Origin of the sequence: Falsiruegeria litorea R37 (assembly GCF_900172225.1) — a bacterium.
In the GTDB taxonomy this organism is placed as follows: domain Bacteria; phylum Pseudomonadota; class Alphaproteobacteria; order Rhodobacterales; family Rhodobacteraceae; genus Falsiruegeria; species Falsiruegeria litorea.
Genome location: NZ_FWFO01000001.1, coordinates 2,061,073 through 2,087,429 on the forward strand (window position 1 = coordinate 2,061,073; position 26,357 = coordinate 2,087,429).

A 26,357-nucleotide genomic window follows, 5' to 3' on the forward strand; every position below is an offset into this window, starting at 1 on the left:
ACGTGCGCAGGCTATGACGGCTTGAGGTCGCCCGAACGGGGCGATAAACCTGTTGTACATATTCAGAATTTGGGGGCACCATGCGCATTGCACGCGATCTGGCCGACGCCGTTGGCAAAACTCCTTTGATCCGGCTGCGCCGTGTCAGCGAAGAGACAGGATGCGAGATCCTGGGCAAGGCCGAGTTCATGAACCCCGGCCAATCGGTCAAGGACCGCGCTGCCCTCTACATCATCAAGGATGCAATCGCGCGGGGCGAGCTCAAGCCCGGCGGCACCATTGTTGAAGGTACGGCAGGCAACACCGGCATCGGCCTGGCGCTGGTGGGGGCTTCGATGGGGTTCAAGACTGTCATCGTCATCCCCGAGACCCAGTCGGAAGAGAAGAAAGACATGCTGCGTCTGGCCGGTGCCCAGCTGGTGCAGGTGCCCGCAGCCCCTTATCGCAACCCCAACAACTTTGTGCGCTACTCTGAACGTCTGGCGCATGAGCTGAACAAGACCGAACCCAACGGTGCGATCTGGGCCAACCAGTTTGACAACGTGGCCAATCGTCAGGCGCACATCGAAACCACCGGGCCTGAGATCTGGGAACAGACGGGGGGCAAGGTCGACGGGTTTGTCGCCGCCGTGGGTTCGGGTGGCACCTTGGTGGGTGTGTCCGAAGTGCTGCAACCCAAGGGCGTCAAGATCGGTCTGGCCGATCCCATGGGCGCGGCTTTGTTCAGCTATTACACCACTGGCGAATTGGCGATGGAGGGCGGCTCGATCGCCGAGGGCATCGGGCAGGTGCGTATCACCAAGAACCTGGAAGGATTCAAACCCGACCACGCGTATCAGATCCCCGATGCCGAGGCGCTGCCTTATATCTTTGACCTGCTGCGGGACGAGGGTCTGGTCATGGGCGGTTCGACCGCGATCAACATCGCCGGTGCCGTGCGTCTGGCCAAAGAGCTTGGCCCGGGCCATACCATCGTGACGATCCTGTGCGACTTTGGCACACGCTATCAGTCGAAACTGTTCAACCCCGACTTCCTGCGGGAAAAGGATCTGCCCGTACCCGAATGGATGACCCGCGCCCCAAGTTCGATCCCGGGCGTGTTCGAGGACGTCTAAGGTGTCTGGTCTGCGCCGCATCCTTTGGGCGGCGTTCGCCGTTCTTCTGCTGTGCGCCAGCGTTGCGCAGGCACAACTGAGCGAAGAAAGCCGCGATTACTACAAGGGCTGGCTCAGCACAGCTGACCGGGCCGAAAAGGCGGTGGACGCCAACAAGGCGTCCAATGCTGCCTTTGAGCAGCTGCGGTCAGACATCAACGGTTATCGCGAAATCTTTGACCGGGTGCGCAATCAGAACTCAGAGCGTATCCGCACGCTTGAAGGGCAGATCGCAGCCCTTGGTCCGGAGCCTGGCGACGGCAAGACCGAGGCGCCCGATCTGGCGCAGCTGCGTAAGCATCTTGAAGATCAGCTAAACGCAGTTCAGGTCCCGCGCATCATCGCGCAAGAGGCGTTCAGCCGCGCAAATGGCCTGATCGATGAAATTGACCGTGTGATCCGAGCGCGCAAAACCAAAACGCTTTTGGAACGGGGACCAACACCGCTAAACCCAACGTATTGGGCGCTTGCATGGCACGATGTTCAGGAATCCAGCCGGGCATTGGTTAATGAAACCTTTGTCAATGTTCGCGCAGACACCGTACGCGAACAGGTGCAAAACAACGCGCCCGCAATCGCGGTGCTGTTGGCGATCGGCGCGGTACTGTTGTGGCGGGGCAAGGCTTGGTCGCAGCTTGCGGGGGACTATCTGCGTTCACTTGGGGGGCGTGGCACCGGTGTTTGGACCTTTGTCATATCCCTGTTTCGGATTTTGCTTCCATGGCTTGGGGTCATGTGCCTGTGGTCAGCGGTCTATCTGACTGGTGCCCTTGGCATTCGCGGCCTGCTTTTGTGGGAACAAGTACCAGGATGGGCGGCGACGGTCTTGTACTTCAACTGGATCGGGCGACACCTGTTCCTGCTGGGCGAACGCGAGAGCTTCAAGTTTCTCTCGGCGGCGCAAATCGCGGTTCTTCGGGTCTATATTGATCTCTTGGCCATCATGTTGGTGCTGTACGATCTTGTTCTTCTTCAAGAGCAGATCGAAAACATCTCGGACGCCAGCCGCGCGGTAATTTCCTTCCCGGTGATTTTGGTTACAGCTTTCTTGTTGTTTCAGCTTCAACGTGTGCGCAATCAGGAGCAGGACGAAACAGCCGAGGACAGCCAAAAGGGTGCAGGGTTCGGAAAGCTTGTGGATCTGTTCCGACGTTGTCTGTACTTGCTGGGCATCTTTTCTCCGGTTTTGGCCGCGGCGGGCTACATCAATGCGGCCGAAGCGATTGTGTTTCCCGCGGTGAGAACCATCGCCTTGATTGCGGTGCTGGTGATCATTCAGCAGTTCCTGGGCAACCTTTATGGCTGGTTGTCAGGCAAAGGGGACGCAGGCCGGGATTCCCTGTTCTCGGTAATTGTCGGTTTCATTCTCGCCATCATCGCGTTGCCGATCATCGCGCTCTACTGGGGCGCGCGCAAGGCGGACCTGACCGAGCAATGGGCGCGGTTGCTGCAAGGGATCGACATTGGCGGGGTGACAATCTCGCCCACGAATTTCCTGACCTTCGCGGTGATCTTTGGGATTGGCTATGGCTTGACGCGGTTGGTGCAAGGGGGGCTGCGTACGTCGCTTCTGCCCAAGACCTCTCTTGATCCCGGAGGGCAGAACGCAATTGTGTCGGGCACCGGCTATGTCGGGATCTTCCTGGCAGCCCTGATCGCCATCACCGGTGCCGGCTTTGATCTGTCGTCACTTGCGATTGTGGCTGGTGCCCTGTCTGTCGGCATTGGTTTTGGCCTGCAGACGATTGTGTCGAACTTTGTTTCTGGCATCATTCTGTTGGTCGAGCGTCCGATTTCCAAAGGTGACTGGATCGACGTAAACGGGCAGATGGGATACGTGCGCGACATTTCGGTTCGCTCGACCCGGATCGAGACATTCGATCGTACCGATGTCATCGTCCCGAACTCGGACCTGATCAGCGGGTCGGTCACGAACTATACGCGCGGCAACACCGTGGGTCGCGTGATTGTACCCGTTGGCGTGGCCTATGGCACCGACACAAGAATGGTAGAGGGGATTTTGCGCGAGATTGCGAACGGGCACCCAATGGTTTTGGCCAATCCTGCGCCAAGCGTCGTGTTCCAGGGGTTCGGCGCAGATTCACTCGATTTTGAGATCCGGGCCATCCTGCGGGATGTGAACTGGGTTCTGTCGGTGAAGTCCGACATGAATCACGAAATCGCCAAGCGGTTCACCGAAGAGGGGATCGAGATCCCGTTTGCACAGCGCGACATCTGGCTGCGCAATCCCGAGGCCTTGCGCGATCAACCCGCTGGTCCGTCGGTACCGAAACCAGCCCCACCGCAAGGTCCTGTTGAAATGACCGAGTCCGATCTGGACCCCGATAGTGACGGAGATGCAGACGCTGATGCCCGCTGACCTCTTGTACCGGCAAGATGCCTATTTGTGCCAAGCCCCCGCGACAGTTCTGGCCCATACCGATCAGGGAGGCGTGATTCTGGACCAGAGCCTGTTTTACCCAACCGGCGGTGGACAACCCGGTGATGCTGGCCGCCTAATCTGGGACGGTGGCCAGATGGATGTGGTGACAACCATCAAGGCAGATGGCGATCAAATCGCCCTGGTGCCGGCCGAGGAGGCGGGGCTGCCGCCTGTTGGAACACAAGTCACCCAAAATCTGGACTGGGACCTCCGCTTTGGTCACATGCGCGTTCACACGGCGCTGCACCTTCTGTCCGTCGTGATCCCCCTGGAAGTGTCCGGCGGATCGATCAGCGCTGCCAAAGGTCGGTTGGATTTCAACATGCCCGACGCGCCTGAGGACAAGGAAGCCCTGCAAACGCAGCTTCAGGAGTTGATCGACCGGGATTTACCCGTGACCGAAGACTGGATCACGGACGCCGAGCTGTACGCCAACCCAGGTTTGGTCAAAACGATGTCGGTGCAGCCTCCGCGCGGATCAGGCAAAATCCGACTGGTTCGGATCGGGCAGGGCGACGCACAGGTCGATCTGCAGCCCTGCGGGGGCACCCATGTGGCGCGTACCGGCGAGATCGGCAAAATTCGTCTGGGCAAGGTCGAAAAGAAGGGGCGCCAGAACCGTCGGGTCTACTTGCATTTAGATGACCAATAAGGGCAATTCCCCTCTTGCAAATCCCCGGCGGATCATCCAAATAACGCCAACACGGAGAGGTGGCCGAGTGGTCGAAGGCGCACGCCTGGAAAGTGTGTAGGCGGGAAACCGTCTCCAGGGTTCGAATCCCTGTCTCTCCGCCATACCCCCTAGATACAAAATTTCGTCTTTGGCTTCGCCTAGTCCCAATTGGGCAATTTGACGCGAAAAAAGTCATGACAGATTGGGTTTAGATAAGCAGACGTTGGATCACGCTGTTCAAGTTCAAAACAAGCTTCAACTGTGCGACGAGCCAGCTCTTTTTCACGAGCTTTGTTCTTTTGTTGGAGTTCCAGCCTACGTTTTGCAGCCAGTATCGCTTCCGCGTCTTTGGCAAGAACGTATGCACCAATGCCCGGATCGTAGAAAACGGCCTCTACAGACTTCCATTTGTTTACACATTGCATTGCAGACCCACCAAACAAGTCGTCCATTGAGTCGTCTTGCACTACATCCGCGAGTTCAAGGATTTTTGTTCTTGCGTCGAAATTGCACTGGGCGATGGCTGTTTCCAGTTCTTTGCGCAATTCTTCCGTGGCGTATGCAGGAAACGGTGAATAACTCAAAACCATCGCCGACAAGAAGGCTACACGCGCACAGTGCTTACCTTTGAACATAATCGTTACCTTACTTTAATGAGAACTCGACTTTCTACAGGTGCATAGTGGTAGAACTAAGACATCTCCACCTTGATAAGGATATTTTTTTATAACCTTTTCCTGCCTCCGGTGGGTACCCGTCCACGATTGCTACCAAAATACCGCGACGCCCTAACGCTTGCCCTGGAAGAAAGACACCTGATGAATACAAATTTCCGACACTCATTTGTTTCAGGAATTCTCCGCTCCGTTTGCAAAATTACCCGACCGCAGCCAGGGCCACAGGCACGCCATTAAACGCCGCGTTGCCGCTGATCGGGTCGATGCGCTGATCGTCGGTCAGATCGTTGATTGACACAGTCTGCACCTTGGTTGCGGCTGACAATTGACCGTTGCGCTGGCCCCACCCCTGGGGGATCGACACCACACCGGGGGCCATGGTGTCGGTGATTTCTGCGGGCAGTGTGACCGAGCCTACGCGACCGCTGACCTGAACCTCGCTTTCATCGGCAATGCCCAAGCGATCGGCGTCCACGGGGTTGATCTGCACGGTACAGCGGTTGCGGCCCTTGACCAGGCGCGGGCTGTTCTGAGTCCAGCTGTTGTGGCTGCGTACCTGCCTGCGGCCGATCATCAGATAGGGGAAATCCTCGTCTTCCAACGCAGTGCTGTCCAGCAATCGGGGAAGGTCGTCCAGAAAGACGTCAGGTGCCAGATCCAACCGCCCTTCGGGGGTTTCCAAACGATCCGCCAGGTTGGGCACCATGGGGCCAAGGTCGATGGAGCCTTGGGCGGATTGCATCGTGGGGATCGTGACCTGATCCGCATGAAAGCCTTGGGTTAGCAGCATTGACAGGACCTGGTCTGGCGAAGGGCCAATCTGATTGGCGCCGGTCAACTTGGCGGTCAAACGTGCGATGACCTCCCACTCCTGCGGGTTCCCTTCGGGCGGGGCAAACATCGCAGGGGCATAGGCCGCGGTATTGCGCACGGCAAAGGTGTGAAAGACGATGTCATACATCACCTCTTCCAGCGCCACGGTGCCCGGCAGGATCAGATCTGCATGCCGCGTGGTGTCGTTGAGGTGGATATCGATGGACATCATGAAATCGAGCCCCTCAAGCGCCGCCTCAATCCGTCGCCCGTTCGGCGCAGTAAGAACGGGATTGCCTGCGACGGTTACCAGGGCCTTGATCTGACCGGGGCCTGGTGTCTCCATCTCTTCGGCCATGACCGAGACGGGGAACTCACCGTTGTAAAGCGGTTGCCCGGACACGCGTGAGCGGCGTTCGGGGTAGGTGCGGTGCTTGCCCTTGCGGCTGGTCATGCCGACATAATCCAGCGCGGGCGTGGTAAACATCGCGCCGCCTTCGACGTCAAAGTTGCCGGTGATGATGTTGAGCACGTTGCTGGCCCATTGGCAGAGGCCACCAAAGCTTTGGGTCGAGGCGCCCATGCGGGCGTAGCAGACGGCGGATTTGGCGTTTGCGAAATCCGTCGCCATTTGTTCAATCACCTCTTGTGCGATGCCGGTGTGGTCCGCGGCAAGGGCAGGGGTGAGGGGTTTGATGGCCTCTTTCAGCGCATCCAACCCGTCGATCCGATCCGCCAGATGCCCCAAATCGACCAGCCCACGATCCAGGATCACATGCACCATCGCCAACATCAGAAAGGCGTCTGTTTCAGGGCGGATAAAGTGATGAGCCGAGGCCTTGTCAGCCGTCTCGGTCCGGCGCGGGTCGATGACAACGACCTGACCGCCGCGGGCTTTGACCTCTTCAATGCGGCGGCCAAAGCCGGGCGCGGTCATCATTGACCCGTTGGACACCACCGGATTGCCACCAATGATCAGCATGTAATCGGTGCGGTCGATGTCCGGCACCGGGATCAGCATCGGATGACCCAGCATGTGAATCGAGGCGACGTGATGCGGGATCTGGTCTGCCGTGGCCGAGCTGTAGCGGTTTGACGTGCCGATGGCTTTGACCAGGCTGGGCAGGTTCAGAAGGTTGCCAAATTTATGTGCGTTGGGATTGCCCAGATAGACGCCGACAGCGTCCCGGTCATGGGCCGACTGCACCGCGCGGATACGTTCAGCGGCATATTCCAGCGCCTCGTCCCAGCCGATCTCGACAAACTCACCGTTTACTTTGCGCAAAGGTTTGGTGATCCGGTCAGGGTCAGTGCGGAAATCCTGCAAAGCGACAGCCTTGGGGCAGATGTGGCCGCGCGACAACGGATCATCCGGGTCCGGTTTGATCGACAGGACCTGTGTGTCGTCGTGGGTGATGATCAACCCACACATGGCCTCGCAGATATTGCAGGTGCGGTGCTGGATTTGCGGCTGGGTCATGGGGGCCTCGCTCTGGTGTCGATAGGCAGAAAAAGGGCGCTCGGTTTCCCGAACGCCCCCAAACGAAGTGCTTATTCTTCGTGAACTTTCTTCCAGTTGCCATTCTCGACGACTGAAACATAGACGGTGTCGGCGCCCTGGTGATCATCGGCGCTGTAGTCGATGTAGTTGCCGACCAGTTCATCCTCGTACTGGAGGCTTTCCATAGCTGCGATGAAACTGTCGTGTGTCAGATCAGGTCCAGCTGCCTCAAGCGCTTTGACCATCATCTGGGCACCCGCGTAGCCGAGCATAGCAAAGCCAACCGGGTCTTCACCGGTCGCGGCTTTGTACTCTTCGATGAAGGCCTTGGGGGCTTCGTCGTTGGCACGTGCCCAAAGATCCTGCCAGCTGGCCGCTGCATAAAGACCCTCGGTCACACCGCCCGGAACCTTGGCAACCACGGTCAGGAAGCCGGCCGAAGTGTTCATGAACTTCATGTCACTCAGGCCCATTTTCTTGGCGGTGCCTGCAACAGTGATGCTTTGACGGACGGTAAGCGCCATCGAAACGATGTCACAGCCGTCTGCCTTGAGCTTGCTGAGCGAGCCAACAAAGTCGGATTCGTCCGGCTTGTGCGTTGTCTCGGACGCAAATGCGATTCCTGCCTCTTTCGCACCGGCATGCGAACCTTCCAGGATCTCTTTGCCGAAGTCGGTGGGCAGATACATTGTGCAGACGTTTTTGGCATCATACTTTTCTGCCAAAAACTTCACACCGATGCGGGCCTGTTCGAAATAGTCGGCAAAGGATACGAATTTGTTGCGAACCGGGTCCTGCAGCATCTGACGTGCAGCAGACAGAGGCGCAACGTTTGGGATGCCCTTGGGATCCAGAAGCTTAAAGCCAGCCAGGTTCATTGGTGTGCCAAGGCTTTGCAGCATCGCAAAGACTTTGTCGCGGTTCAAAAGCTTGTTGTAGCCCTGCATTGCGCGCGGCATTTGATAGCCGTTGTCTTCGACAATGAACGTGATCTTGCGCCCGTGTACACCGCCAGCGGCGTTGACCTTGTCAAAATAGACGTTTGCACCTTTGGTCGCGGGCACGCCTACGGCAGCAAACACGCCGGACAGGTCATTGACCGAACCGATGCGAATCTCTGTGTCGCTCACGCCTTGGGTTTCGGCATGTGCCAGAGTTGCAGCGGCGGTCAGCGCCGTGGCTGTGATCAGCCGTTTGATGAGTGTCTTCATAAGTTTCCTCCCTTTGGAACTTGTTATTATCTCAGTACATGTCGTCGATCAGATGGGCGTGCGCCTTTTCTACATAGCTGCGCTTGAGCTTCATGGTGGCCGTAAGCTCCTCATCCTCGGCCGTCAGAAGCACGTCGATCAGGCGGAAATCCTTGATCTGTTCGACCCGCGCAAACTCCTTGTTCACCGCCTTGACCTCTTCGGCGATCAAATCCTTGACCTCTTGCGCAGCACAGAGCGACGCAAAGTTCGAGAACGGGACCTTTCTGTCCTGAGCGTATTTCTCGACGTTCTCTTGATCAATCATTATCAGTGCCGTCAGGTACTTACGCCGGTCGCCAATGATCACCGCATCCGAGATAAAGTGGCTGAATTTCAACCGGCTTTCGATTTCGGCCGGGGTGATGTTCTTGCCGCCCGCAGTGATGATGATGTCCTTGAGGCGTCCGGTGATCTTCAGATAGCCGTCGTCGTCAAGCTCTCCAATGTCCCCGGTGCGCAGCCAGCCATCGTCGGTGAAGGTCTCGGCCGTCTTTTCATTGTTGCGCCAGTAGCCTTTAAAGTTGTTGAGGCCCTTGGTCTGGATCTCTCCATCGTCGGCAATGCGGATTTCATAGCCGGGCACGGCCTTGCCGATCGAGCCGACCTTGTTCTCTTCGAACGTATTGATCGAGCCCAGACCGGATGTTTCCGTCATCCCCCAGCCCTCGAGCAAAGGCACGCCAATGGCCCAGTACCATTTCAGCAGCTCAGGCGAGATCGGGGCCGCGCCTGTACCGCCGCGGCGCATGTTGTCCATGCCCAGCATCCGGCGCAGGTTGCGCAGAACCAGCCGATCCCACAGCCAGAACTTGGCCGCGACACCCGCGGGCACTGGTTTGTTGCCCAGCAGATATTCGGCCCGCTCGAACCCGGCCTTCAGCGCCATGCCAAAGGCCGCGCGGCCCGCCGGTGTGGCCTCTTGCGCCAGGATCAGCACCTGGGAATAGATCTTTTCCCAAACGCGCGGCACGGCCACGAAGGTTGCCGGCGAAACCTCTTGCAAGTTGGCGAAAACCGTCTCGGGGCTTTCGGCAAAGTTCACGGTCGCCTTGCTGGAGATTGGGAAATAGATCGACACGTTGCGTTCAAGGATGTGACAGAGCGGCAGAAAACACAGCTGCTCGTCGGTTTCCAGAACCGGCAGGCGGTGCGCGCCGGCCTCAAGGCCCGCCATCACGTTTTCCTGGCTCAGCATTGCCCCTTTGGGCATGCCAGTCGTGCCCGAGGTATAAATCAACAGGCCGATGTCCTGCGGCTGTGCCTTGTCGATCTCGGCTTCAAACACGCCGGGTTCCTCTTTTTCGGCCTGCTGGCCGATTTTGTAGAGGTCATCGATCATGATGCAGCGGTCATGGTTCAGGTCGTGCAGCCCCTCATCTTCGAGGATGATGACATTCAGAAGACCAGGAACCTCGGCCTCGATCTGGAAATATTTGTCCAGCTGCTCTTCGTTTTCGACGATCAGAAAGCGGCTATCGCTGTCGTTGATCAGATACGCAAGCTGACTGGCACTGTCGGTGGTATAGACACCGGACGCAATGCCGCCGACACATTGGATGCCCAGATCGGAATAGGCCCATTCCTTGCGATCCTCGGACAGGATCGATACGACCTCGCCCCGTTGCAGACCCAGCTTGCGCAACGCCATGCCGATCCATTTGGCATGGGTCCAATAATCGGCCCATGAATAACTTTTCCAGATCCCATGATCCTTTTCACGATGCGCAGTACGGTTGCCCAATTCGGCGCAGCGCTTCTGGAACAGGGATACGATCGTCTGGGTGCCGTCCACCATCACCGGGCGCTGGCCCGGCGTGGCGTTGAACGAAACGCCGTTGATCACGGTCTGGGCGGGTAGGGTGGTTGCATCCATCTGGCTCACCTCCACGTTTTCTTGCGTTTCCAGCGGCGGTTTTCCCGCTCGCCTTCTTCTTGCACACCCAGATAAAAGTTCTGGATGTCCTCGGACGCCATCAATTGCTCGGCGGTGCCGTCCATCACGATACGGCCGACTTCCATCACGTAACCGTCATGCGCCAGGTTCAGCGCCGCACTGGCGTTCTGTTCCACCAGCATCATGGTCATGTTCTGCTCTTCATTGAGCCGTTTGAGGATGGCAAAGATTTCCTGCACCAAGAGTGGAGATAGCCCGAGGCTGGGTTCGTCCAAGAGCATGATGCGTGGGTTGGCCATCAACCCGCGACCGATCGCCAGCATTTGCTGTTGCCCGCCCGAAAGCGTGCCCGCTTCCTGGTTGCGCCGTTCTTTCAGGATCGGGAAGTAGCTGAACACCAGCTCGCGATCATGTTCGATCTGGCCCTTGTCCGTGCTGGTATAGGCGCCCAGGCTCAGGTTTTCGTCCACCGTGAGCAGCGGAAACACCTCGCGCCCCTCGGGTACGTGAACGATGCCTTGCTGCACAACCTTGTGCGGTTCCGACCCTTGAATCTCTTGCCCGGCAAAGGTGATGGTGCCCTTTTCTGGATCCATCACGCCGGACACGGTTTTCATGAGCGTTGTCTTGCCCGCGCCATTGGCGCCCAGGATCGAAACAACGCGCCCCTCGTGCACGTCCAGGGATACGCCCCGGATCGCCATGATGGGTCCGTAGAAGCTCTCGATATTGCGGATTTTAAGGATGGGTTCGCTCATGAGGCCTTCCCCAGATATGCTTCGATCACGGCCGGGTGCGATTGCACCTCGGCTGGGGTGCCAAGCGCCAGTTTTGCGCCATCAGCCATGGCCAGAACCCGGTCGGACACGCCCGACACAAGCCCCATGTCATGTTCGACCATCAACACGGTGATGCCCATCTGGCGGCGGATGTCGTCGATCCACCACCGCATGTCTGCCGTTTCCTCGACCGAGAGGCCCGAGGCCGGCTCGTCGAGTAGCAACAGCTTGGGATCAGTCGAGAGCGCACGCGCCACCTCGACCACCTTGCGGACGCCGTAGGGAAGGCCCGCGATCATCTTGTCGCGATAGGCTTGCAAGTCGAGGAAATCGATCACCTCTTCGACCTTTTCTCGGTTCTCCATCTCTTGCCGTTTGGCCGAAGATGAAAAGAACACCTCGGACAGCACGTTGGTGGTGCGATGACGATGCCGCCCGACCAGCAGGTTTTGCAGCACTGTCGCGTGTTCGAACAATTCGATGTTCTGGAACGTCCGCGCCACGCCGTAAGCAGCAACACCCGATGGTTTGACCTGCAACAGGTCGTGTCCATCAAACCGGATCTTGCCCGCATAGGGGTCATAGAACCGCGAAATCAGGTTGAACACGGTCGATTTGCCCGCTCCGTTGGGACCTACGATGGCGAAAACCTCGCCCTCTTCGACGCTGAACGACAGATTATCCACCGCCGTCAGCCCGCCAAACTTCAATGTGACGTTTTCAAGCTCAAGCAAGCTCATCTCAGGCGCTCCGTCTTGAGGTAGGATTTCTGCCGCTTGAACATGTCCTTGCGGTAGAAGGGGAAAAGTTCGAACCAGGTGCGGATCTTGAGCCAACGGCCATAGATGCCCATCGGTTCGAACAGGATGAAGGCGATCAGGATCATGCCAAAGATGCCGAACTCGAGACCGGGAATGGCCACCGTGGACCCGCCAAAGACAGCACCGACGTACTCTTTCGAGATCGACAGGAACTGCGGCAGGAAGCCGATGACGATGGCGCCAAAGAAGGCACCGTGGATCGAGCCAAGGCCACCAATCACGATCATCATCAACAGCTGGATCGAGATCACGACGCTGAACGTCTCGTTGTTGAAGGCACCAGCATAAAGCCCCATCAAGGCGCCCGCCCATCCAGTGACCATGCAGCTAAGGCCAAACGAGATCGTCTTGGTGCGCGAGATGTCCACGCCCATGGCCTGTGCCGACACCTCGCTGTCACGCACGGCGATGAACGACCGGCCCAGGGGCGCGCGCAGCAGATTGATGTAGCCAAGCGTAACCAGAACCACGACGCCAAGCGTCAGCCAGTAAAATTCATTCGGAGTGCCCCAACGATCCACCATAAAGCCAAAGACGCCGATCGGTGGCGCATATTTGCCCGCAACACCGCCGGTGATCGGCTCGGCCAGAACGATGATGTCGTCCATCAGGATCGACATCGCCAGCGTAAAGATCGCCAGATAGATGCCATGGAGCCGCAGGGCAGGGACCGCGATGGTCGCGCCGATGATGCCCGTGATCAGACCGGCCACCGGAAAGGCGATCATGAAGGGCACGCCCGCCTCGACCAGGATGATGTTGGCATAACACCCGATGGCCAAGAACGCGGCGTGGCCCAGGCTGGCCTGGCCGGTATGCCCGGTCAGAACCATCAGCCCCAGACCGGCGATGGCCCAGATCAACACGTTGGTGAGTTCGCCTAAGTAAAAGTCATCCAGCACCCAAGGCGCGGCAATCGCCACCGCCAAAAGCAGCATGTAAAGGCTCAGCTGATATCCGTCCTTCCAGGGGCGGATATCCTGCATGTAATTGGTTTTGAATACAATCCGCATGAGCTTATACCTTCTTGGTGCGCACTTGGCTGAACAGCCCGTGCGGACGGAAGACCAATACCGCAAGCAGCAGCGCGTAAGGCGCGATCTGGCTGTATCCGGCAGCGATGTAACGGCTGGCAAAGGGTTCGATCACGCCAACGATCAGGCCACCTGCAAGAGCACCGGGCAGCGAGCCGAAGCCACCGATGACCGCCGCCGCAAAGGCCTTGATCCCGATGAGGCCGGTGCTGGGATCAACCGATCCCTTGGCCGCGAACAGAATGCCCGCGACACAGGCCACAACGCCACCCAAAGCCCAGATCAACCCCTGAACCTGCTTGACTGGCACACCCATGTAATACGCCGCCAGCTGGTTCTGCGAGGCACCTTGCATGGCCAGCCCCATCTTGGTTTTCGAGAAAAAGACATAGAGCGACCAGGTCAGCAGCACAGTGACCACGATGACGGCCACGTCCTCCATCCCCAGCACCAGACCGCCCAGGGCGATTTCTTTGCCTGCAAGTGGGTTTTGCAGTGTCTGCGGCTCGTGCCCCCAGATCAGGCCTGCGACAAAGCGGATGACAAAGCCAAGCGCGATGGTCAAAATCACGACCGAGGTTTGACTTTCTCCAAACATCTTGCGGATCAAGAAGCGATCCAGCAGATACCCAAGAACGGCCATCAACCCCAATGAGATCGGCAAGGCCAGCCAGAACGGCAGCCCCATATATTCTGTGTTTGTTAGCCCGATGGTTATGAAGGCTCCCAGCATCATGAAATCGCCCTGCGCGAAGTTCACGGCTTCGGTTGCCTTGTAGATCAGCACAAAGCCAAGCGCGATCAGGCCGTACACACAGCCATTCGCCAGCCCGCTGATCAGCAGCTGCAAATTGTCCAAATTTTCCTCCCTGCGCCGGTTGTCCGGCTTATGCAACTGCCCCCCTTGATCCTCCTCATCATCAGGGGGCGGTCATCGTTACTATGGCGTGATCATGACCTTTCCGTCAGTCTTTTTGAGCGCATCCGCCAAACCTGACACAACGTCACGAAGGGGTAGGTGCGCTGAGACGTCGGTTTTCCAGCGGCCATCTGCAAATCGTGCCTGAACTTCGGCCACGACACGCATCTGATCGGCAGGTGGCGTGGTCATCATCCAATTGGTGAGCCAGAATCCCTCGATCTTCTTGCCCATGAAAACGAGCTGCCCCATGCGGGACAGGCTGGGCAGTTCAGCGTCCAATTTGCCGTAGCTGATCCAACGGGCGCGGTTGGGCATAGCCGCAAAGATCTGCTCGGATTGCTGATTGCTGACAGCGTCCAGGAATACGCGCGGCTTCAGTTCGGCACTGATCTTGGCGAAATTCTTTAAAATGTCCGGGTCGCTGGTCACCAGAACCTCGGCCGCCCCCAGCTCCTTGAGCGGCTCGACGGCTTCGGCTCGGCGCACAAGCGCGATGGGTTTCAAACCCAGATCCCGCCCCAGCGTACACATCAGTTTGCCCAACTGGCTGGTGGCTGCAGAAATCACAAAGGCGTCGCCCTCGGACTTTGCAATGTCAACCATCGCCATAGCGGTCAACGGATTGACGATCTGCGCCGCGCCATCCTCGTCCGAGATGTCGGGGCGAAGGGGGATGCACATTTGTGCCTGCGTCACAACGTAGTCCGCCCAGGCACCTGAACCCGCGGCAACAAAGGCCACACGCTGACCTGTCAGGCCTTCGGCACCTTTGCCTGTGGCCACGACATCGCCACATCCCTCGAACCCTGCCGGGTGTCCTTTGACCCGCGGCTGACCGTATTCACCCTTGATGAAATGCATATCCGACGGGTTGACCGAGGCCACCCGCAGCTTGACCAGTACTTGTCCGGGGCCGGGGGTGGGGACGGCGATTTCACCGTTTTCCAGATAATCTGATGCATCGGTTATGGCCGGGCCGGTTGCTTGGCCTGAGTACCCATCGCCGGTCTGCAAGACAGCGAACATGGTTTCGGGAATCTGTGTCATGCGAAAACCTTTTGTGATTGGTTTGAATGCTGCGTGATACTGTCTGCGCTCAGCCCAAGGCCTGACATCGCAAAGCGTACCACGTCGTCAACGATGGCCTGACGGCTCTCGGTCGTGTCCTCCCCGCGCGGGCGGTACCAAAACACGGGGCCGTTCAGGGTGCTCATGAAACTCTGGATTGTGATCGAAAGCTGGGGGCCGATGTGGAATTGACCATCTGCCACGCCTTGAACCACAACCTCGCGAAACCGTTGTTCATACAGATCACGCCGCGTCAGATGCGCTTCCATGGCTTCCCGCTGAAACTGGGTCGTGGTGGAATAGCGAAGCATCTGAAGCCCATCCATCAGGACATGCATATACGGCAGGTCGTCGATCATCGAGCGCGCATGGCCTTCGGACATCACGTAAAGACGCTCAGCCGGGCTGCCTTGCAGGCTGTATCCCGGTTCTGAAGCTGCAAAGACCAGATCCATGGCACGCTCGCGCACGGCATTGAACAGATCCATCTTGGACGGAAAGTAATGATAGACCCGCCCCTTTGTCGCCCCAAGGTGGCGTGCGACGGTGTCGATCGAAGTGGCCGAAAATCCGCGGCTTTGGAAACACTCGGCAGCGGCGCGGAGCAGTTCTTCGTAGCGCTCTGATCGCGTTTCAGCGGCTGTTTGTGACATTACATGTCCCTTCCGAATTTGGAGCAAAGGGAACATACTACTTGGTATGTAGTCAATTGAGTGGTTGAGATGACGTCAGGGCACAAACATTTAACCAATTGTAATAAAATAAAATTTCAGCGCTTAGCGCACAAAACAAAAACCCCCAGGGCAGCTGCCCCAGGGGTTCGAAAACCAAAGTTGCGAAATGTGTACCGGACCTTAGCCGCCCCAGCTGCGCACGACGCCGCAATCCATATGGACAAAGTTAGATCGCGAATAGCGACCCACACCACCGGCCCGGCAGGAGGCGGCGGCACGAGCGATTTGGCCAACCGAGCGCGACGACAAACGAAGGTCGGCGGCCTTGCCTTGCATGTGCAGAGAGTTTTTGGCAACGCCGCGCGACCGGCGGCGCAGCATGGCGTTCGTCTGCGGGCTGCGATAGCCTGACAACAGCATGTAGGGTTCGTTGACGTCCATCAGATTGTGCGCGGCCGCCATGATGTCGATCGTGCGCAAGTCCATGGTCTTGACTTGATCGGTCCGCCAGTCACGCATGAAGTGGTTCACTTCTTTAACCGCATCCCGGATGTAATCGCCATCGATCCAGTAGATCATGTCGATGCGTTCACCCGTTCGACCCGAGTACATTCTGATGCGTCGAATATCACCGCCGCCGCGCAGGAATCCTGCTGCCTTGGAGAAGGTGGGTGCCGCGGTAAGTGTTGTTGCTGCGAACGCACCCAATAGGGCGCGCCGGGTCAAGCCCGAAGAGCTGGAATCTGCCATTTCCTGTGTCGTCCCGTACGTATCCTGCCTGCGCACGATGTTACGTGCACTGTGTTTACTTCCATCCCCAGATGGCAACTGTATGACACAGACAGATTCGCGAGCCAAGAATTGAATGCCGCAAGTTTTAAATACGGGGAATTTTCGGCGAGTTTTTGCGCAAACATGAGCAAATGCCTTATCTTTGCCGCATTTGCGAGCGGTCAAAACCGAAAAATCGGGGGCGATGCATGCTTGCATCAGGTGTGTTCGCAATTTGTACTGTGAACCAAATGTGAATGGACTTCTGTGATGTAACTTTTGAAAATCGCCTATCACCCGTTGATTTGACCATTATCAAGACCCCAAGGACCATCCCATGCTGCGTTCGTCTGCCAGAACCGTATTACACTTGCTGGGGACCGCCGGATTGATTGCGCTGTTAGGCGCGCCCGTGTCGGCCCAGGTCACCGCCTTCAAACAAGCCGTTGCCGAGGCCGCCTCCAAGAGCGATGCGGTCGCCAAGTTCTATCGAGAGAACAACTATCAACCGATTTGGACCGGCGAGGGGGAAGAGTTCCGCGCACGCCGTGCCGCTTTGGTGCAGGCCCTATCTACGGCAGATGTACATGGGTTGCCGGTGGATCGCTATCGCCTGGATCAACTGATGGACAAGATGCGCGATGCGGAAACCACGCGGGATCTGGGCATGGTCGAAGTTGCCCTTAGCCGCGCTTTTGTCACCTATGCCCGCGACGTTCAGACAGGCGTTTTGCGCCCCTCGAACATCGACGATGGCATGGTTCGCAAGGTCGAGCGTCGTGATGGCGATGCCTATCTGGCTGAATTCAAGGGCACAGCTCCCGCCGCTTATATGCGCGCTTTGCCACCGACCTCACCCCAATACCGCGCGCTGCTGAAAGAAAAGCTGCTCCTTGAGCACCTTTTGGCTGAAGGTGGGTGGGGCCCAACCGTACCCGTACGAAAGATGGAGCCGGGCGACAGTGGCGATGTTGTTGTCAGCCTGCGAAACCGGTTGATCGACATGGGCTACATGTCGCGCAGCGCCAGCCGCACTTATGACATCGCAATGCAGAATGCCGTTCAGGCGTTCCAGGCCGCTCATGGGCTTGAGGCTGACGGCGTGGCCGGCAAGGGCACCATTACCGAGATCAACAAGAGCGTTGGCGACCGCCTGAAGTCGGTTATCGTGGCGCTCGAGAGGGAGCGTTGGCTGATGCGGGACCGTGGCGAGCGTCACATCCTGGTCAACCAGACCGACTTTTCCGCCAAGATTGTAGATGATGGTTACGTGACCTTCCAAACCCGCTCGGTCATCGGCAAGAACACAAGTGACCGTCGCACACCCGAGTTCTCGGACGTGATGGAGCATATGGTCATCAACCCAAGCTGGTATGTTCCTCGCTCGATCATTACCAAGGAATATCTGCCCAAGCTGCGCGCCAATCCGAATGCCGTGGGGCACTTGGAAATCACCGACAGCCGCGGCCGCCGCGTGGGCCGGGGTCACGACTTCTCGCAGTACTCGGCTCGCAGCTTTCCCTTTGCCATGCGACAGCCTCCGGGCAAAAGAAACGCGCTTGGTTTGGTGAAGTTCATGTTCCCGAACAAATACAACATCTACCTGCACGACACGCCGCAAAAGCACCTGTTCGCGCGCGAGGTACGCGCCTATTCCCACGGCTGCATCCGTCTGGCGCAACCGTTCGAGTTCGCTTATGCGCTGCTGGCCAAGCAAAGCGAGGCGCCCAAGGACTTCTTTCACCGGGTGCTGGACAGTGGCAAGGAAACCAAGGTGGAACTAGAACAGCAGGTGCCGGTTCACATCATTTATCGGACGGCTGTGATCTCGCCCAAGGGCCAAGCAGAGTACCGCCGCGACATCTATGGCCGCGATGCCAAGATCTGGAACGCGCTGAGCAACGCAGGGGTGGCCCTGTCCGCCGTTCGGGGGTAAGCATCGGGGACCAAAGCGAAGAAGACGGGGTCCCACCATGCGCTTTACCATCCAACAGATCGCCCAATCCCTTGGCGCCGAGGCGGCAGGGGACCTTGAGTTGACGGTTGCCCGCGCATCCGAGCCCGGCGATGCGACGGCGGATGATCTGGCGCTTGCAATGTCTCCCAAATACGCCGACGAGCTTGGCACAGGAAGCGCGCAGGCTGCGATTGTTTGGTCGGGCGCAGATTGGAAAGCCTTGGGGTTGAAGGCCGCAATCTTTGCCGCGCGGCCCCGGATGGCGATGGCCGGGGTAACCGTGATGATGGACGCAGGCCAAGGTGAGCGGCAGGGGATTCACCCCTCTGCTGTTGTGGACCCATCGGCGCAAATTGGTGAAAATGTCTCAATCGGTCCGCTCAGTGTCATCGGAGCCAATGCAATGATCGGCGATGGGTCGGTTATCGGCCCGCATTGTTTTGTCGGTATGGACGCGCGTCTGGGTGCGAATGCCCACTTGCGCGAAATGGTCAGCATCGGCGCACGTGCCACAATCGGCGACCGTTTTCGCGCCCAACCCGGAGCACGCATCGGCTCGGATGGGTTCAGTTTTGTCACGCCCGAGGTGTCTGGCGTCGAAAATGCGCGGAAATCCATGGGCGATACAGGCGACGCAAAAGCCCAAAGCTGGCTGCGCATTCATTCGCTGGGTGCCGTAGAAATCGGCGATGATGTCGAAATCGGCGCCAACTCGACCATCGACAATGGCACCATACGCAACACGGTCATCGGTTCTGGAACCAAGCTCGATAATCTTGTGCATGTGGGCCACAACTCGCGCATTGGCCGCGATTGCCTTTTGTGTGGTCAGGTCGGGCTGTCCGGTTCGGTCAATATCGGCAACAACACGGTTCTGGGTGGGCAAGTTGGCGTAGCCGACAACCTGTTTGTCGGCGATGGTGTCGTGGCCGCGGGTGCGACAAAAATCCTGTCAAATGTGCCAGCGGGGCGCGTCATGATGGGCTATCCGGCGGTAAAAATGGAAACACATACAGACATTTACAAAGCGCAACGCCGTTTGCCGCGCATCCTACGTGATGTCGATGCGCTGAAAAAGGCGGTTTCCAAATTGACCTCGAGTGATTAAATCAGCCTCAGACATTCTAGTCAGAGGACTGATTATGAGCATCAACGACCGTGTTATCGCGATCATCGCAGAACAGGCCGTTCTGGACCCGTCCGATGTAACCCCCGACAGCACTTTGGAAGATCTGGGCATCGACAGCCTCGGCCTGGTCGAAAGCATTTTTGCCATCGAAGAAGAATTCGACATTTCGATCCCCTTCAATGCCAACGAACCATCCCAAAGTGATTTTGACATTTCGAACGTGGCAGCCATCGTGGCCGGCATCGAAAAGCTCATGTCCGAGAAAGCATAGCGGACAAGCGGGAAAAACAAGATGAAACGCGTTGTCATCACCGGGGCCGGAACCATCAATTCTCTGGGCCATTCGGTGCCGGAAACGCTTGAAGCCATGCGCGAAGGGCGCTGTGGCATTGGCGAGTTGGTATTTCGCGACGTCGAGCGCCTTGCCATCAAGATCGGCGGGCAGGTGCGCGGCTTCGAGGCCGAAGGCCGCTTTAACCGCCAGCAAATGTCCTTGTATGACAGGTTTACTCAGTTCACGCTGGCCGCTGCTAAAGAGGCGATTACCCAATCGGGTTTGACCTTCAATGGCGAACTGGCCGCCCGCTCGGGTGTTGTTCTTGGAACTGCTGGCGGTGGCGTGAGCACATGGGACGACAACTATCGCTCGGTTTATGAAGACGGCAAGAACCGGGTGCATCCGTTTGTGGTGCCCAAGCTGATGAACAATGCCGCCGCAAGCCATCTGTCGATGGAATATAACCTCAAAGGCCCGTCTTTCACCGTCTCCACAGCCTGTGCCTCGTCAAACCATGCTATGGCGCAGGCCCTGGCCATGGTCCGCAGTGGCATGGCGCCGGTCATGGTCACGGGTGGCTCGGAATCGATGCTGTGTTTCGGTGGGGTCAAAGCCTGGGAAGGGCTGCGGGTGATGTCCAAGGATGCCTGCCGCCCGTTCAGTGCCAACCGCAACGGCATGGTGCAGGGTGAAGGGGCCGGGATCTTTGTCTTTGAAGAATACGAGCACGCCAAGGCGCGTGGTGCGGAGATTCTGTGCGAAGTGATCGGGTCGGCCATGTCGTCGGATGCATCTGACATCGTGATGCCATCAAAACAGGGCGCAGCACGTGCAATCTCTGGCGCTTTGGCGGATGCGCGTCTGAATCCCGCGGACGTGGCCTATGTCAATGCCCATGGCACCGGGACCGCGGCCAACGACAAAACCGAATGCGCCGCTGTGGCGGATGTCTTTGGCAAACATGCCGACAACCTGATGATCAGCTCGACCAAGTCCATGCATGGTCACTTGATTGGCGGGACAGGCGCGGTCGAGCTTTTGGCCTGCATCATGGCGCTGCGCGACGGGGTGGTTGCGCCCACCATCGGTTACGAAGAGCCCGATCCGGAATGTGCTCTGGACGTTGTCCCGAACGAGGCGCGCGAGGCCAAGGTTGAAGTGGCCTTGTCCAATGCTTTTGCATTTGGCGGTTTGAATGCAGTTCTGGCGTTGCGCAAGGTCTAACAAAAAACGCCGCCCATTGGGGCGGCGTTCGCGACTTGATCTCTTCGGCAATCAGTTGGTGACAACATCCACAACGTCGAAGCCGGCCGTAAACCCAGTCAAAGACAGGTCCAGGCTGATGGTCTGATCTGGTGCCGGTGCAGGTACCAGAGACACGGTCGCCTTGGCGCCTTTTTTCATCGCATCGATGTCTGTCTGCGTCAGGCCGATCTGAGCCACACACCCGATCGGGTTGCAGAACGAGTAGTTGTAGCGTTTGCCGGGTGCACCATCGATCGCAACAGTCAACTGCGCCGGAAGGAGCGTTTCCAGAGGAACCACAATGGTTGCCCCTGCCACCGCGGCCTGATTGCCGGCCAGTCGGAACAGTGAAATCTCAGCCATCGGGTTGTTTTGTGGGTCAGTCATCACTTGCAACAGCGAACAAGGGTCTTGTTCTTCGTCGGTCTTGATGCAGGCCAGATCCCAATCGCCGAACTTTTCCTTGGAATAACGTTCGCCCAGTTTGGGTCCGTCGGACACGGGCTGACCTAGATCCAGGGCCTCTGACCCTTCAACGGCCCCGGTCTGCTCTGTTTCAGGTTTGGTTTCTTCTGTTGTGGTGTCCTGAGCGGTCGCAGCGGTTGCAATCAACAGCGCGGTAACAGAGCTCAGGCCGAAAATGGATTTGAACATGATCGCCTCATACATTCAGTACTGCCTTGGGGACGATCTATCACGCCTTGCTTTGGCTGTCAGTGCCAAACGAACGGATATTTTGCATTGAATGCCGAACCTGCGCAAAGCTGCGCAAACATGAAAAAAGGAGACCACATAAGGGTCTCCTTTTCACATTTTGCTCCCCGTCGGACTGGCCGACTTAGTTATTGGCCAGACGTTACGAATTGGGACCGCATCGGTCAACAGTTAAGACCAGATTTTTTTGAGCAGACCCGCAATGCAGGCGGATTCCCGGCCAGGCCATCAAAAAATGCCGTGCCCGAAGGCACGGCCAGTCTAACAGGGAGGAAGGTGTCCAAGACCCCAAAGAAAGTTACGAGCCCCAGACAAGAAAGAACTATGGCAGGCAAAGGTTAACTTTGTATGCTTGCAGCGAAACGATGTAAAACGAGGCATAACTTAATGGACGGCAAGGTTTTTTTGGGTGGCGGTGGCGAAAATTATGGCGACCCGCAGGGGCTGTCGTTGAAGTACGCCAATCGGCACGGGTTGATTGCCGGGGCCACTGGGACCGGGAAAACCGTGACGTTGCAGATCCTGGCCGAGGGCTTCTCGGAGGCCGGTGTGCCGGTGTTTCTGGCCGACGTCAAAGGCGATTTGTCGGGGTTGGCCAAGTCCGGTACGCCCGAGCACAAGCTTCACAATCCGTTTACCCAGCGGGCAGCGACCATCGGCTTTACTGATTTTGCCTATCGCGCCAGTCCGGTGACCTTTTGGGATCTGTTTGGGGAACAGGGCCATCCGGTGCGCACCACTGTGACCGAGATGGGGCCGCTGCTTCTGTCACGTTTGCTTGAGTTGAGCGAGGCGCAAGAAGGTATCCTGAATATTGCCTTCCGGCTGGCAGATGAAGACGGCTTGCCGTTGTTGGACCTCAAGGATCTGCAGGCGCTGTTGGTCTGGATTGGAGAAAACCGCGCGCAGCTGTCGCTTCGGTATGGTAACGTTTCAACCGCCTCGATCGGGGCAATCCAGCGCCGTCTTCTGGTGATCGAAAACCAGGGCGCGTCCAAGCTGTTTGGTGAACCCGCGCTGGAACTGAAGGATCTGATGCGCACAGATGACCAAGGGCGCGGGATGGTGAACATTCTGGCCTCGGACAAGCTGATGGCGGCGCCAGGTCTTTATGCGACTTTCCTGCTCTGGCTGCTCAGCGAGCTGTTCGAGGAACTGCCCGAAGTGGGTGATCCAGACAAACCCAAGCTGGTGTTCTTCTTTGACGAGGCGCATCTGCTGTTTGATGATGCGCCCAAAGTGCTCGTCGATAAGGTTGAACAGGTGGCGCGTCTGATCCGGTCCAAGGGCGTCGGCGTTTATTTCATCACGCAAAACCCAGCTGATGTGCCCGAAGATATCCTGGGCCAGCTCGGCAACCGAATCCAACACGCCTTGCGGGCCTTCACCGCCAAGGACCGCAAGAACCTGCGGCTTGCGGCAGAAACCTATCGCGAAAACCCCACGTTCGACACCGAAGAAGCCATTCGCGAGGTTGGCGTGGGCGAGGCCGTGACCTCGATGTTGCAGAAGAAGGGCGTGCCGGGGATCGTCGAGCGCACTCTGATCCGGCCACCATCTTCGCAATTGGGGCCGATCACCAAGGCCGATCGCAAGGCGCATCTGGCGGCTTCGGATCTTGGGGGAAAGTATGACACCCTCCTGGATCGAAACTCGGCGTTCGAAATTCTGTCCAAACGCGCCGAGCAGGCCGCGAAAGCGGCCGAAGCCGCCGAGGCCGAGGAAGAAGATCAACCGATGATGCAACGCGAATACTCTGCCGCCCGTCGGTATTCTGGATCACGCGTCAGCCGGTCATCCTCACGCTACACCCGCAAGAAAGACACCTTCGCCAGCGCTATGGGGGAGGCCGTGATCAAAGAGCTAAAAGGTACAACCGGCCGCCGCATCGTGCGTGGCATTCTTGGGAGTTTCTTTAAGGGTCGATGACCCGTGATCCGACAACACGAGCGGATTGCAAGAAACGGGAGCCCTCCCGCCCGTCGTCAATTTTTCTGACGAAAAACATCCTCCCGTTGGGCCGGGCCTCGCTTCGCTCGGCGGTCGGTGTTTGTGGCGAAACAATTGGCCCAAGCGAGACCGCGCCGGGCATAGCCCGGCGCTCGGCCCAAGGCCGTTGGCGGGGCTGACGCAATCAGGTCTGCTCGGGCACGGGAGTGTTTCTGAGATCAAAAGAGCATTTCTGCAAATCCAAAATGCGAAACGCCGCCTCTAAGGGCGGCGTTTCTTGTTCACTTCAATCCGATCATTTCTCGGGGATCAATCCACGTGGGCTGAACCTGAGCACCAAAAGAAGAATGACCCCCATGGTCAGCAATCGCATGTGCGCGGCACTGTCCAGAAGGTGGTCGCGCAAGGCGCTGTCCTCGGCCATTCCGGAAGTCACCAACTCCATCACCCAGATGCCAAGCGGTTCGACCTGCACCCAAAGGAACCAGATCAGCATCGCGCCCAAGACGGCGCCAAAGTTGTTACCAGACCCGCCAACGATCACCATGACCCAGACAAGGAAGGTGAACCGCAGCGGGTTGTATGTGCCCGGCGTCAACTGACCGTCCAGCGTGGTCATCATCGCACCTGCAATGCCGCAGACTGCAGAGCCCAAAACAAAGATCTGCAGGTGACGGCGGGTGACGTCCTTACCCATGGCCTCGGCCGCGACCTCATTGTCGCGGATCGCGCGCATCATGCGACCCCAGGGACTTTTGAGCGCCATCTGCGCCATCCAGAGCAGAACCAGCAGGACCATCATGAACAGAACCGAGTATCCAAGCTTGACGTAGAGCGTCGATGCCATCACCGGGTCCAGCCCCATGCCTGCAGCCCGTTCCACAAAGGCGGGATCATTCTGCAGATCGATCTCATAAGGAACCGGGCGGGGCAGACCGATGACGTTTTTCACGCCGCGCGCCAACCAATCCTCGTTCTTGAGCACGGCGATGATGATCTCGGCGATCCCCAGCGTCGCAATCGCCAGATAGTCCGAACGCAGACCAAGGGCCGTCTTGCCAATCAGCCAAGCGGCGCCTGCCGCCAACAGACCGCCCGCAGGCCAAGCCAGCAGAACCGGCAAGCCAAGGCCGCCGATGTTGCCCGCAGCGGCAGGATTGATCGCCTCGACCGCTGCGACATTCGGATCAAAGACCGCGCGATAGACGACAAAGCCGCCGATCAGAACCGCCAGCATGGCAAGTGTCCGGGCGCGACCTTTGGCCATCTTCTTTGAGATCATGACTGCCGCCGTCACCGTGGCCGCCCCAAGCAAAAGGGCCAGAACGATGCCGAAACCGCCGGCACTCCAGGCCTCGGGGCTGTAATCCCCAGCGATCAGCACCACGGCCAGACCGCCTAGCGCCACAAAACCCATGACACCCACGTTGAAGAGGCCGGCAAAGCCCCATTGCAGGTTCACACCAATGGCCATGATGGCCGAGATCAGACCCATGTTGATGATCAGGATCGCCGAGTTCCAGCTTTGCATGAAACCCGTCGCGATGATCAGACCGCCGACAATCGCAAAGAGGCCGGTATTTTTAAGCGTCTCGTTCATACCGCTTTCCCCTTGAACAGACCGGTTGGCTTGAAGAGCAGCACGATAAGCAGGATCACGAAACTGACCGCGAACTTGTAATCTGTGCTGAGCAGTTGGGCGAGGCCCGAGGGTTCCAGGCTTTCAGGCAGCATGTATTTCGCCACCTTCTTCCAGGCATAGGTGATCGTCACTTCTGAAAAGGCGATGACAAAGCCACCCGCAATCGCCCCCAGCGGGTTGCCCAGACCACCGACGATGGCCGAAGCAAAGATGGGCAGCAGCAGCTGGAAATAGACAAACGGCTTGAATGATTTGTCGAGACCATAGAGCACACCGGCCGTCGCTGCCAAAGCAGCCACGATCAGCCATGTGTACATGACCACACGCTCGGGGTTGATGCCCGACAAAAGCGCCAGATCCTCGTTGTCCGAATAGGCCCGCATCGATTTACCCGTGCGGGTGCGGTTGAGGAACCAGAACAGCGCGATCACGCAGATTATCGCGACCACAACGGTGATCCCTTGTGTGGTCTTGATCGCCAACCCTTCCTTCAGCCCGGTCATGGTTTTGAAATCCCGCGCCGAGATGATGAAGCGTTCGCCGTCGGCAAAGCGTTGATCTCCGGGGCCGATGACGAAGCGCACCAGACCGTTCATGATGAACATGACGCCCATCGACACGATCACCAGGATCACCGGTTTGGCCTTTTGCTCACGATAGAACTTGTACACCACGCGGTCAGTGAACAGCACCAACAACATGGTGCCCAAGATGCCAAACGGCAGGGCGAGCAGGGCGGTCGGCAGCGGACCAAAGCTGATCCCGATGCTTTGCATCCACCAGGTCACCAGAACGGTGATCATCGCGCCAAACGCCATGGTGTCCCCATGGGCAAAGTTCGAGAACCGCAAGATGCCATAGATCAGCGTGACCCCAAGCGCACCCAGGGCCAATTGGCTGCCATAGGCGATCGCTGGGACCAGCACAAAGTTGGAAAGCGCCACGAGGGCGTTGAGGAAATCCATC

General features: G+C 58.0%; 22 protein-coding genes and 1 tRNA gene. 9 read left to right on the forward strand and 14 right to left on the reverse strand.

All coding sequences use genetic code 11. The annotated features are described in order from the left end of the window. The first annotated feature begins 80 nt into the window (after positions 1–80). The 4 genes from TRL7639_RS10075 to TRL7639_RS10090 all read left to right on the forward strand — a co-directional run bounded on the left by TRL7639_RS10075 (position 81) and on the right by TRL7639_RS10090 (position 4,392). Positions 81–1,115 carry a cysteine synthase A gene (locus TRL7639_RS10075; protein WP_085795552.1) on the forward strand — a complete coding sequence of 345 codons (1,035 nt, stop codon included), beginning with the start codon at positions 81–83 and terminating at the stop codon, positions 1,113–1,115. Position 1,116: 1 nt separating this feature from the next. Beyond that, the gene (locus tag TRL7639_RS10080; RefSeq protein WP_110647121.1) at positions 1,117–3,534 is read left to right on the forward strand and encodes a DUF3772 domain-containing protein; all 2,418 of its coding nucleotides are present in this window, start codon (positions 1,117–1,119) and stop codon (positions 3,532–3,534) included. Next, a complete protein-coding gene (locus TRL7639_RS10085; RefSeq protein WP_370808945.1) occupies positions 3,512–4,249 on the forward strand; it encodes an alanyl-tRNA editing protein in 738 nt (245 codons plus the stop codon). Before TRL7639_RS10080 ends, TRL7639_RS10085 begins: the two co-directional genes overlap by 23 nt. A gap of 53 nt (positions 4,250–4,302) precedes the next feature. Then, positions 4,303–4,392 (forward strand) — tRNA-Ser (locus TRL7639_RS10090). Between the two features lie 36 nt (positions 4,393–4,428). Here TRL7639_RS10090 and TRL7639_RS10095 read toward each other — a convergent pair. The 11 genes from TRL7639_RS10095 to mepK form a co-directional block, all read right to left on the reverse strand. Next, positions 4,429–4,905, reverse strand: coding sequence for a hypothetical protein (locus TRL7639_RS10095; RefSeq protein WP_133057636.1), 477 nt, complete (start codon positions 4,903–4,905; stop codon positions 4,429–4,431). A 241-nt stretch (positions 4,906–5,146) separates the two neighbouring features. Further along, the gene (locus tag TRL7639_RS10100) at positions 5,147–7,240 is read right to left on the reverse strand and encodes a molybdopterin oxidoreductase family protein (protein WP_085795554.1); all 2,094 of its coding nucleotides are present in this window, start codon (positions 7,238–7,240) and stop codon (positions 5,147–5,149) included. Between the two features lie 71 nt (positions 7,241–7,311). After that, the gene (locus TRL7639_RS10105; RefSeq protein ID WP_085795555.1) at positions 7,312–8,472 is read right to left on the reverse strand and encodes an ABC transporter substrate-binding protein; all 1,161 of its coding nucleotides are present in this window, start codon (positions 8,470–8,472) and stop codon (positions 7,312–7,314) included. A gap of 31 nt (positions 8,473–8,503) precedes the next feature. Then, positions 8,504–10,387, reverse strand: coding sequence for an AMP-dependent synthetase/ligase (locus tag TRL7639_RS10110; protein ID WP_085796364.1), 1,884 nt, complete (start codon positions 10,385–10,387; stop codon positions 8,504–8,506). A 5-nt stretch (positions 10,388–10,392) separates the two neighbouring features. Next, on the reverse strand, positions 10,393–11,166 hold the full coding sequence (locus TRL7639_RS10115; RefSeq protein WP_085795556.1) for an ABC transporter ATP-binding protein: 774 nt from the start codon (positions 11,164–11,166) through the stop codon (positions 10,393–10,395). Beyond that, positions 11,163–11,927: an ABC transporter ATP-binding protein gene (locus tag TRL7639_RS10120; protein ID WP_085795557.1), complete on the reverse strand. Its 765-nt coding sequence runs from the start codon at positions 11,925–11,927 to the stop codon at positions 11,163–11,165. Before TRL7639_RS10120 ends, TRL7639_RS10115 begins: the two co-directional genes overlap by 4 nt. Further along, complete coding sequence (locus tag TRL7639_RS10125; RefSeq protein WP_085795558.1) at positions 11,924–13,021, reverse strand: branched-chain amino acid ABC transporter permease; 1,098 nt, start codon at positions 13,019–13,021, stop codon at positions 11,924–11,926. The genes TRL7639_RS10120 and TRL7639_RS10125 overlap by 4 nt, the downstream gene beginning before the upstream one ends. Positions 13,022–13,025: 4 nt before the next feature. Beyond that, positions 13,026–13,901 carry a branched-chain amino acid ABC transporter permease gene (locus TRL7639_RS10130; protein WP_085795559.1) on the reverse strand — a complete coding sequence of 292 codons (876 nt, stop codon included), beginning with the start codon at positions 13,899–13,901 and terminating at the stop codon, positions 13,026–13,028. Positions 13,902–13,982: 81 nt separating this feature from the next. Next, on the reverse strand, positions 13,983–15,011 hold the full coding sequence (locus tag TRL7639_RS10135; RefSeq protein WP_085795560.1) for an alcohol dehydrogenase catalytic domain-containing protein: 1,029 nt from the start codon (positions 15,009–15,011) through the stop codon (positions 13,983–13,985). Next, positions 15,008–15,685: a TetR/AcrR family transcriptional regulator gene (locus TRL7639_RS10140; protein ID WP_165759791.1), complete on the reverse strand. Its 678-nt coding sequence runs from the start codon at positions 15,683–15,685 to the stop codon at positions 15,008–15,010. The genes TRL7639_RS10135 and TRL7639_RS10140 overlap by 4 nt, the downstream gene beginning before the upstream one ends. A gap of 201 nt (positions 15,686–15,886) precedes the next feature. Next, complete coding sequence (gene mepK, locus TRL7639_RS10145; protein WP_085795562.1) at positions 15,887–16,456, reverse strand: peptidoglycan L,D-endopeptidase MepK; 570 nt, start codon at positions 16,454–16,456, stop codon at positions 15,887–15,889. 358 nt (positions 16,457–16,814) lie between these two features. Here mepK and TRL7639_RS10150 point away from each other — a divergent pair, with 358 nt between their 5' ends. The 4 genes from TRL7639_RS10150 to TRL7639_RS10165 are packed head-to-tail and all read left to right on the forward strand — an operon-like array spanning position 16,815 to position 21,064. Then, complete coding sequence (locus tag TRL7639_RS10150) at positions 16,815–18,413, forward strand: L,D-transpeptidase family protein (RefSeq protein WP_085795563.1); 1,599 nt, start codon at positions 16,815–16,817, stop codon at positions 18,411–18,413. A gap of 37 nt (positions 18,414–18,450) precedes the next feature. After that, the gene (lpxD, locus tag TRL7639_RS10155; protein WP_085795564.1) at positions 18,451–19,542 is read left to right on the forward strand and encodes a UDP-3-O-(3-hydroxymyristoyl)glucosamine N-acyltransferase; all 1,092 of its coding nucleotides are present in this window, start codon (positions 18,451–18,453) and stop codon (positions 19,540–19,542) included. Positions 19,543–19,576: 34 nt separating this feature from the next. Beyond that, on the forward strand, positions 19,577–19,834 hold the full coding sequence (locus tag TRL7639_RS10160) for an acyl carrier protein (RefSeq protein ID WP_085795565.1): 258 nt from the start codon (positions 19,577–19,579) through the stop codon (positions 19,832–19,834). 21 nt (positions 19,835–19,855) lie between these two features. Continuing rightward, the gene (locus TRL7639_RS10165) at positions 19,856–21,064 is read left to right on the forward strand and encodes a beta-ketoacyl-[acyl-carrier-protein] synthase family protein (RefSeq protein WP_085795566.1); all 1,209 of its coding nucleotides are present in this window, start codon (positions 19,856–19,858) and stop codon (positions 21,062–21,064) included. 51 nt (positions 21,065–21,115) lie between these two features. Here the strand turns inward: TRL7639_RS10165 and TRL7639_RS10170 are convergent, their stop codons facing one another. Next, a complete protein-coding gene (locus TRL7639_RS10170; protein ID WP_085796365.1) occupies positions 21,116–21,739 on the reverse strand; it encodes an invasion associated locus B family protein in 624 nt (207 codons plus the stop codon). A 447-nt stretch (positions 21,740–22,186) separates the two neighbouring features. Between TRL7639_RS10170 and TRL7639_RS10175 the strand changes: the two genes are divergently transcribed. Continuing rightward, positions 22,187–23,728 (forward strand): helicase HerA-like domain-containing protein, encoded by a 1,542-nt coding sequence (locus TRL7639_RS10175; protein ID WP_085795567.1) that lies wholly within the window; start codon positions 22,187–22,189, stop codon positions 23,726–23,728. Between the two features lie 316 nt (positions 23,729–24,044). Here the strand turns inward: TRL7639_RS10175 and TRL7639_RS10180 are convergent, their stop codons facing one another. Continuing rightward, positions 24,045–25,349, reverse strand: coding sequence for a branched-chain amino acid ABC transporter permease (locus tag TRL7639_RS10180; protein ID WP_085795568.1), 1,305 nt, complete (start codon positions 25,347–25,349; stop codon positions 24,045–24,047). Further along, positions 25,346–26,356: a branched-chain amino acid ABC transporter permease gene (locus TRL7639_RS10185; RefSeq protein ID WP_085795569.1), complete on the reverse strand. Its 1,011-nt coding sequence runs from the start codon at positions 26,354–26,356 to the stop codon at positions 25,346–25,348. Before TRL7639_RS10185 ends, TRL7639_RS10180 begins: the two co-directional genes overlap by 4 nt. Position 26,357: the final 1 nt, after the last annotated feature.

Coding starts and splice junctions, on each gene's coding strand:
- TRL7639_RS10105 (WP_085795555.1), bottom strand. CDS start 8,472: ATGAAGACACTCATCAAACGGCTGATCACAGCCACGGCGCTGACCGCC.
- TRL7639_RS10170 (WP_085796365.1), bottom strand. CDS start 21,739: ATGTTCAAATCCATTTTCGGCCTGAGCTCTGTTACCGCGCTGTTGATT.
- lpxD (WP_085795564.1), top strand. CDS start 18,451: ATGCGCTTTACCATCCAACAGATCGCCCAATCCCTTGGCGCCGAGGCG.
- TRL7639_RS10100 (WP_085795554.1), bottom strand. CDS start 7,240: ATGACCCAGCCGCAAATCCAGCACCGCACCTGCAATATCTGCGAGGCC.
- TRL7639_RS10120 (WP_085795557.1), bottom strand. CDS start 11,927: ATGAGCTTGCTTGAGCTTGAAAACGTCACATTGAAGTTTGGCGGGCTG.
- TRL7639_RS10180 (WP_085795568.1), bottom strand. CDS start 25,349: ATGAACGAGACGCTTAAAAATACCGGCCTCTTTGCGATTGTCGGCGGT.
- TRL7639_RS10150 (WP_085795563.1), top strand. CDS start 16,815: ATGCTGCGTTCGTCTGCCAGAACCGTATTACACTTGCTGGGGACCGCC.
- TRL7639_RS10075 (WP_085795552.1), top strand. CDS start 81: ATGCGCATTGCACGCGATCTGGCCGACGCCGTTGGCAAAACTCCTTTG.
- TRL7639_RS10110 (WP_085796364.1), bottom strand. CDS start 10,387: ATGGATGCAACCACCCTACCCGCCCAGACCGTGATCAACGGCGTTTCG.
- TRL7639_RS10135 (WP_085795560.1), bottom strand. CDS start 15,011: ATGACACAGATTCCCGAAACCATGTTCGCTGTCTTGCAGACCGGCGAT.
- TRL7639_RS10085 (WP_370808945.1), top strand. CDS start 3,512: ATGCAGACGCTGATGCCCGCTGACCTCTTGTACCGGCAAGATGCCTAT.
- mepK (WP_085795562.1), bottom strand. CDS start 16,456: ATGGCAGATTCCAGCTCTTCGGGCTTGACCCGGCGCGCCCTATTGGGT.
- TRL7639_RS10115 (WP_085795556.1), bottom strand. CDS start 11,166: ATGAGCGAACCCATCCTTAAAATCCGCAATATCGAGAGCTTCTACGGA.
- TRL7639_RS10095 (WP_133057636.1), bottom strand. CDS start 4,905: ATGTTCAAAGGTAAGCACTGTGCGCGTGTAGCCTTCTTGTCGGCGATG.
- TRL7639_RS10175 (WP_085795567.1), top strand. CDS start 22,187: ATGGACGGCAAGGTTTTTTTGGGTGGCGGTGGCGAAAATTATGGCGAC.
- TRL7639_RS10165 (WP_085795566.1), top strand. CDS start 19,856: ATGAAACGCGTTGTCATCACCGGGGCCGGAACCATCAATTCTCTGGGC.
- TRL7639_RS10160 (WP_085795565.1), top strand. CDS start 19,577: ATGAGCATCAACGACCGTGTTATCGCGATCATCGCAGAACAGGCCGTT.
- TRL7639_RS10185 (WP_085795569.1), bottom strand. CDS start 26,356: ATGGATTTCCTCAACGCCCTCGTGGCGCTTTCCAACTTTGTGCTGGTC.
- TRL7639_RS10140 (WP_165759791.1), bottom strand. CDS start 15,685: ATGTCACAAACAGCCGCTGAAACGCGATCAGAGCGCTACGAAGAACTG.
- TRL7639_RS10125 (WP_085795558.1), bottom strand. CDS start 13,021: ATGCGGATTGTATTCAAAACCAATTACATGCAGGATATCCGCCCCTGG.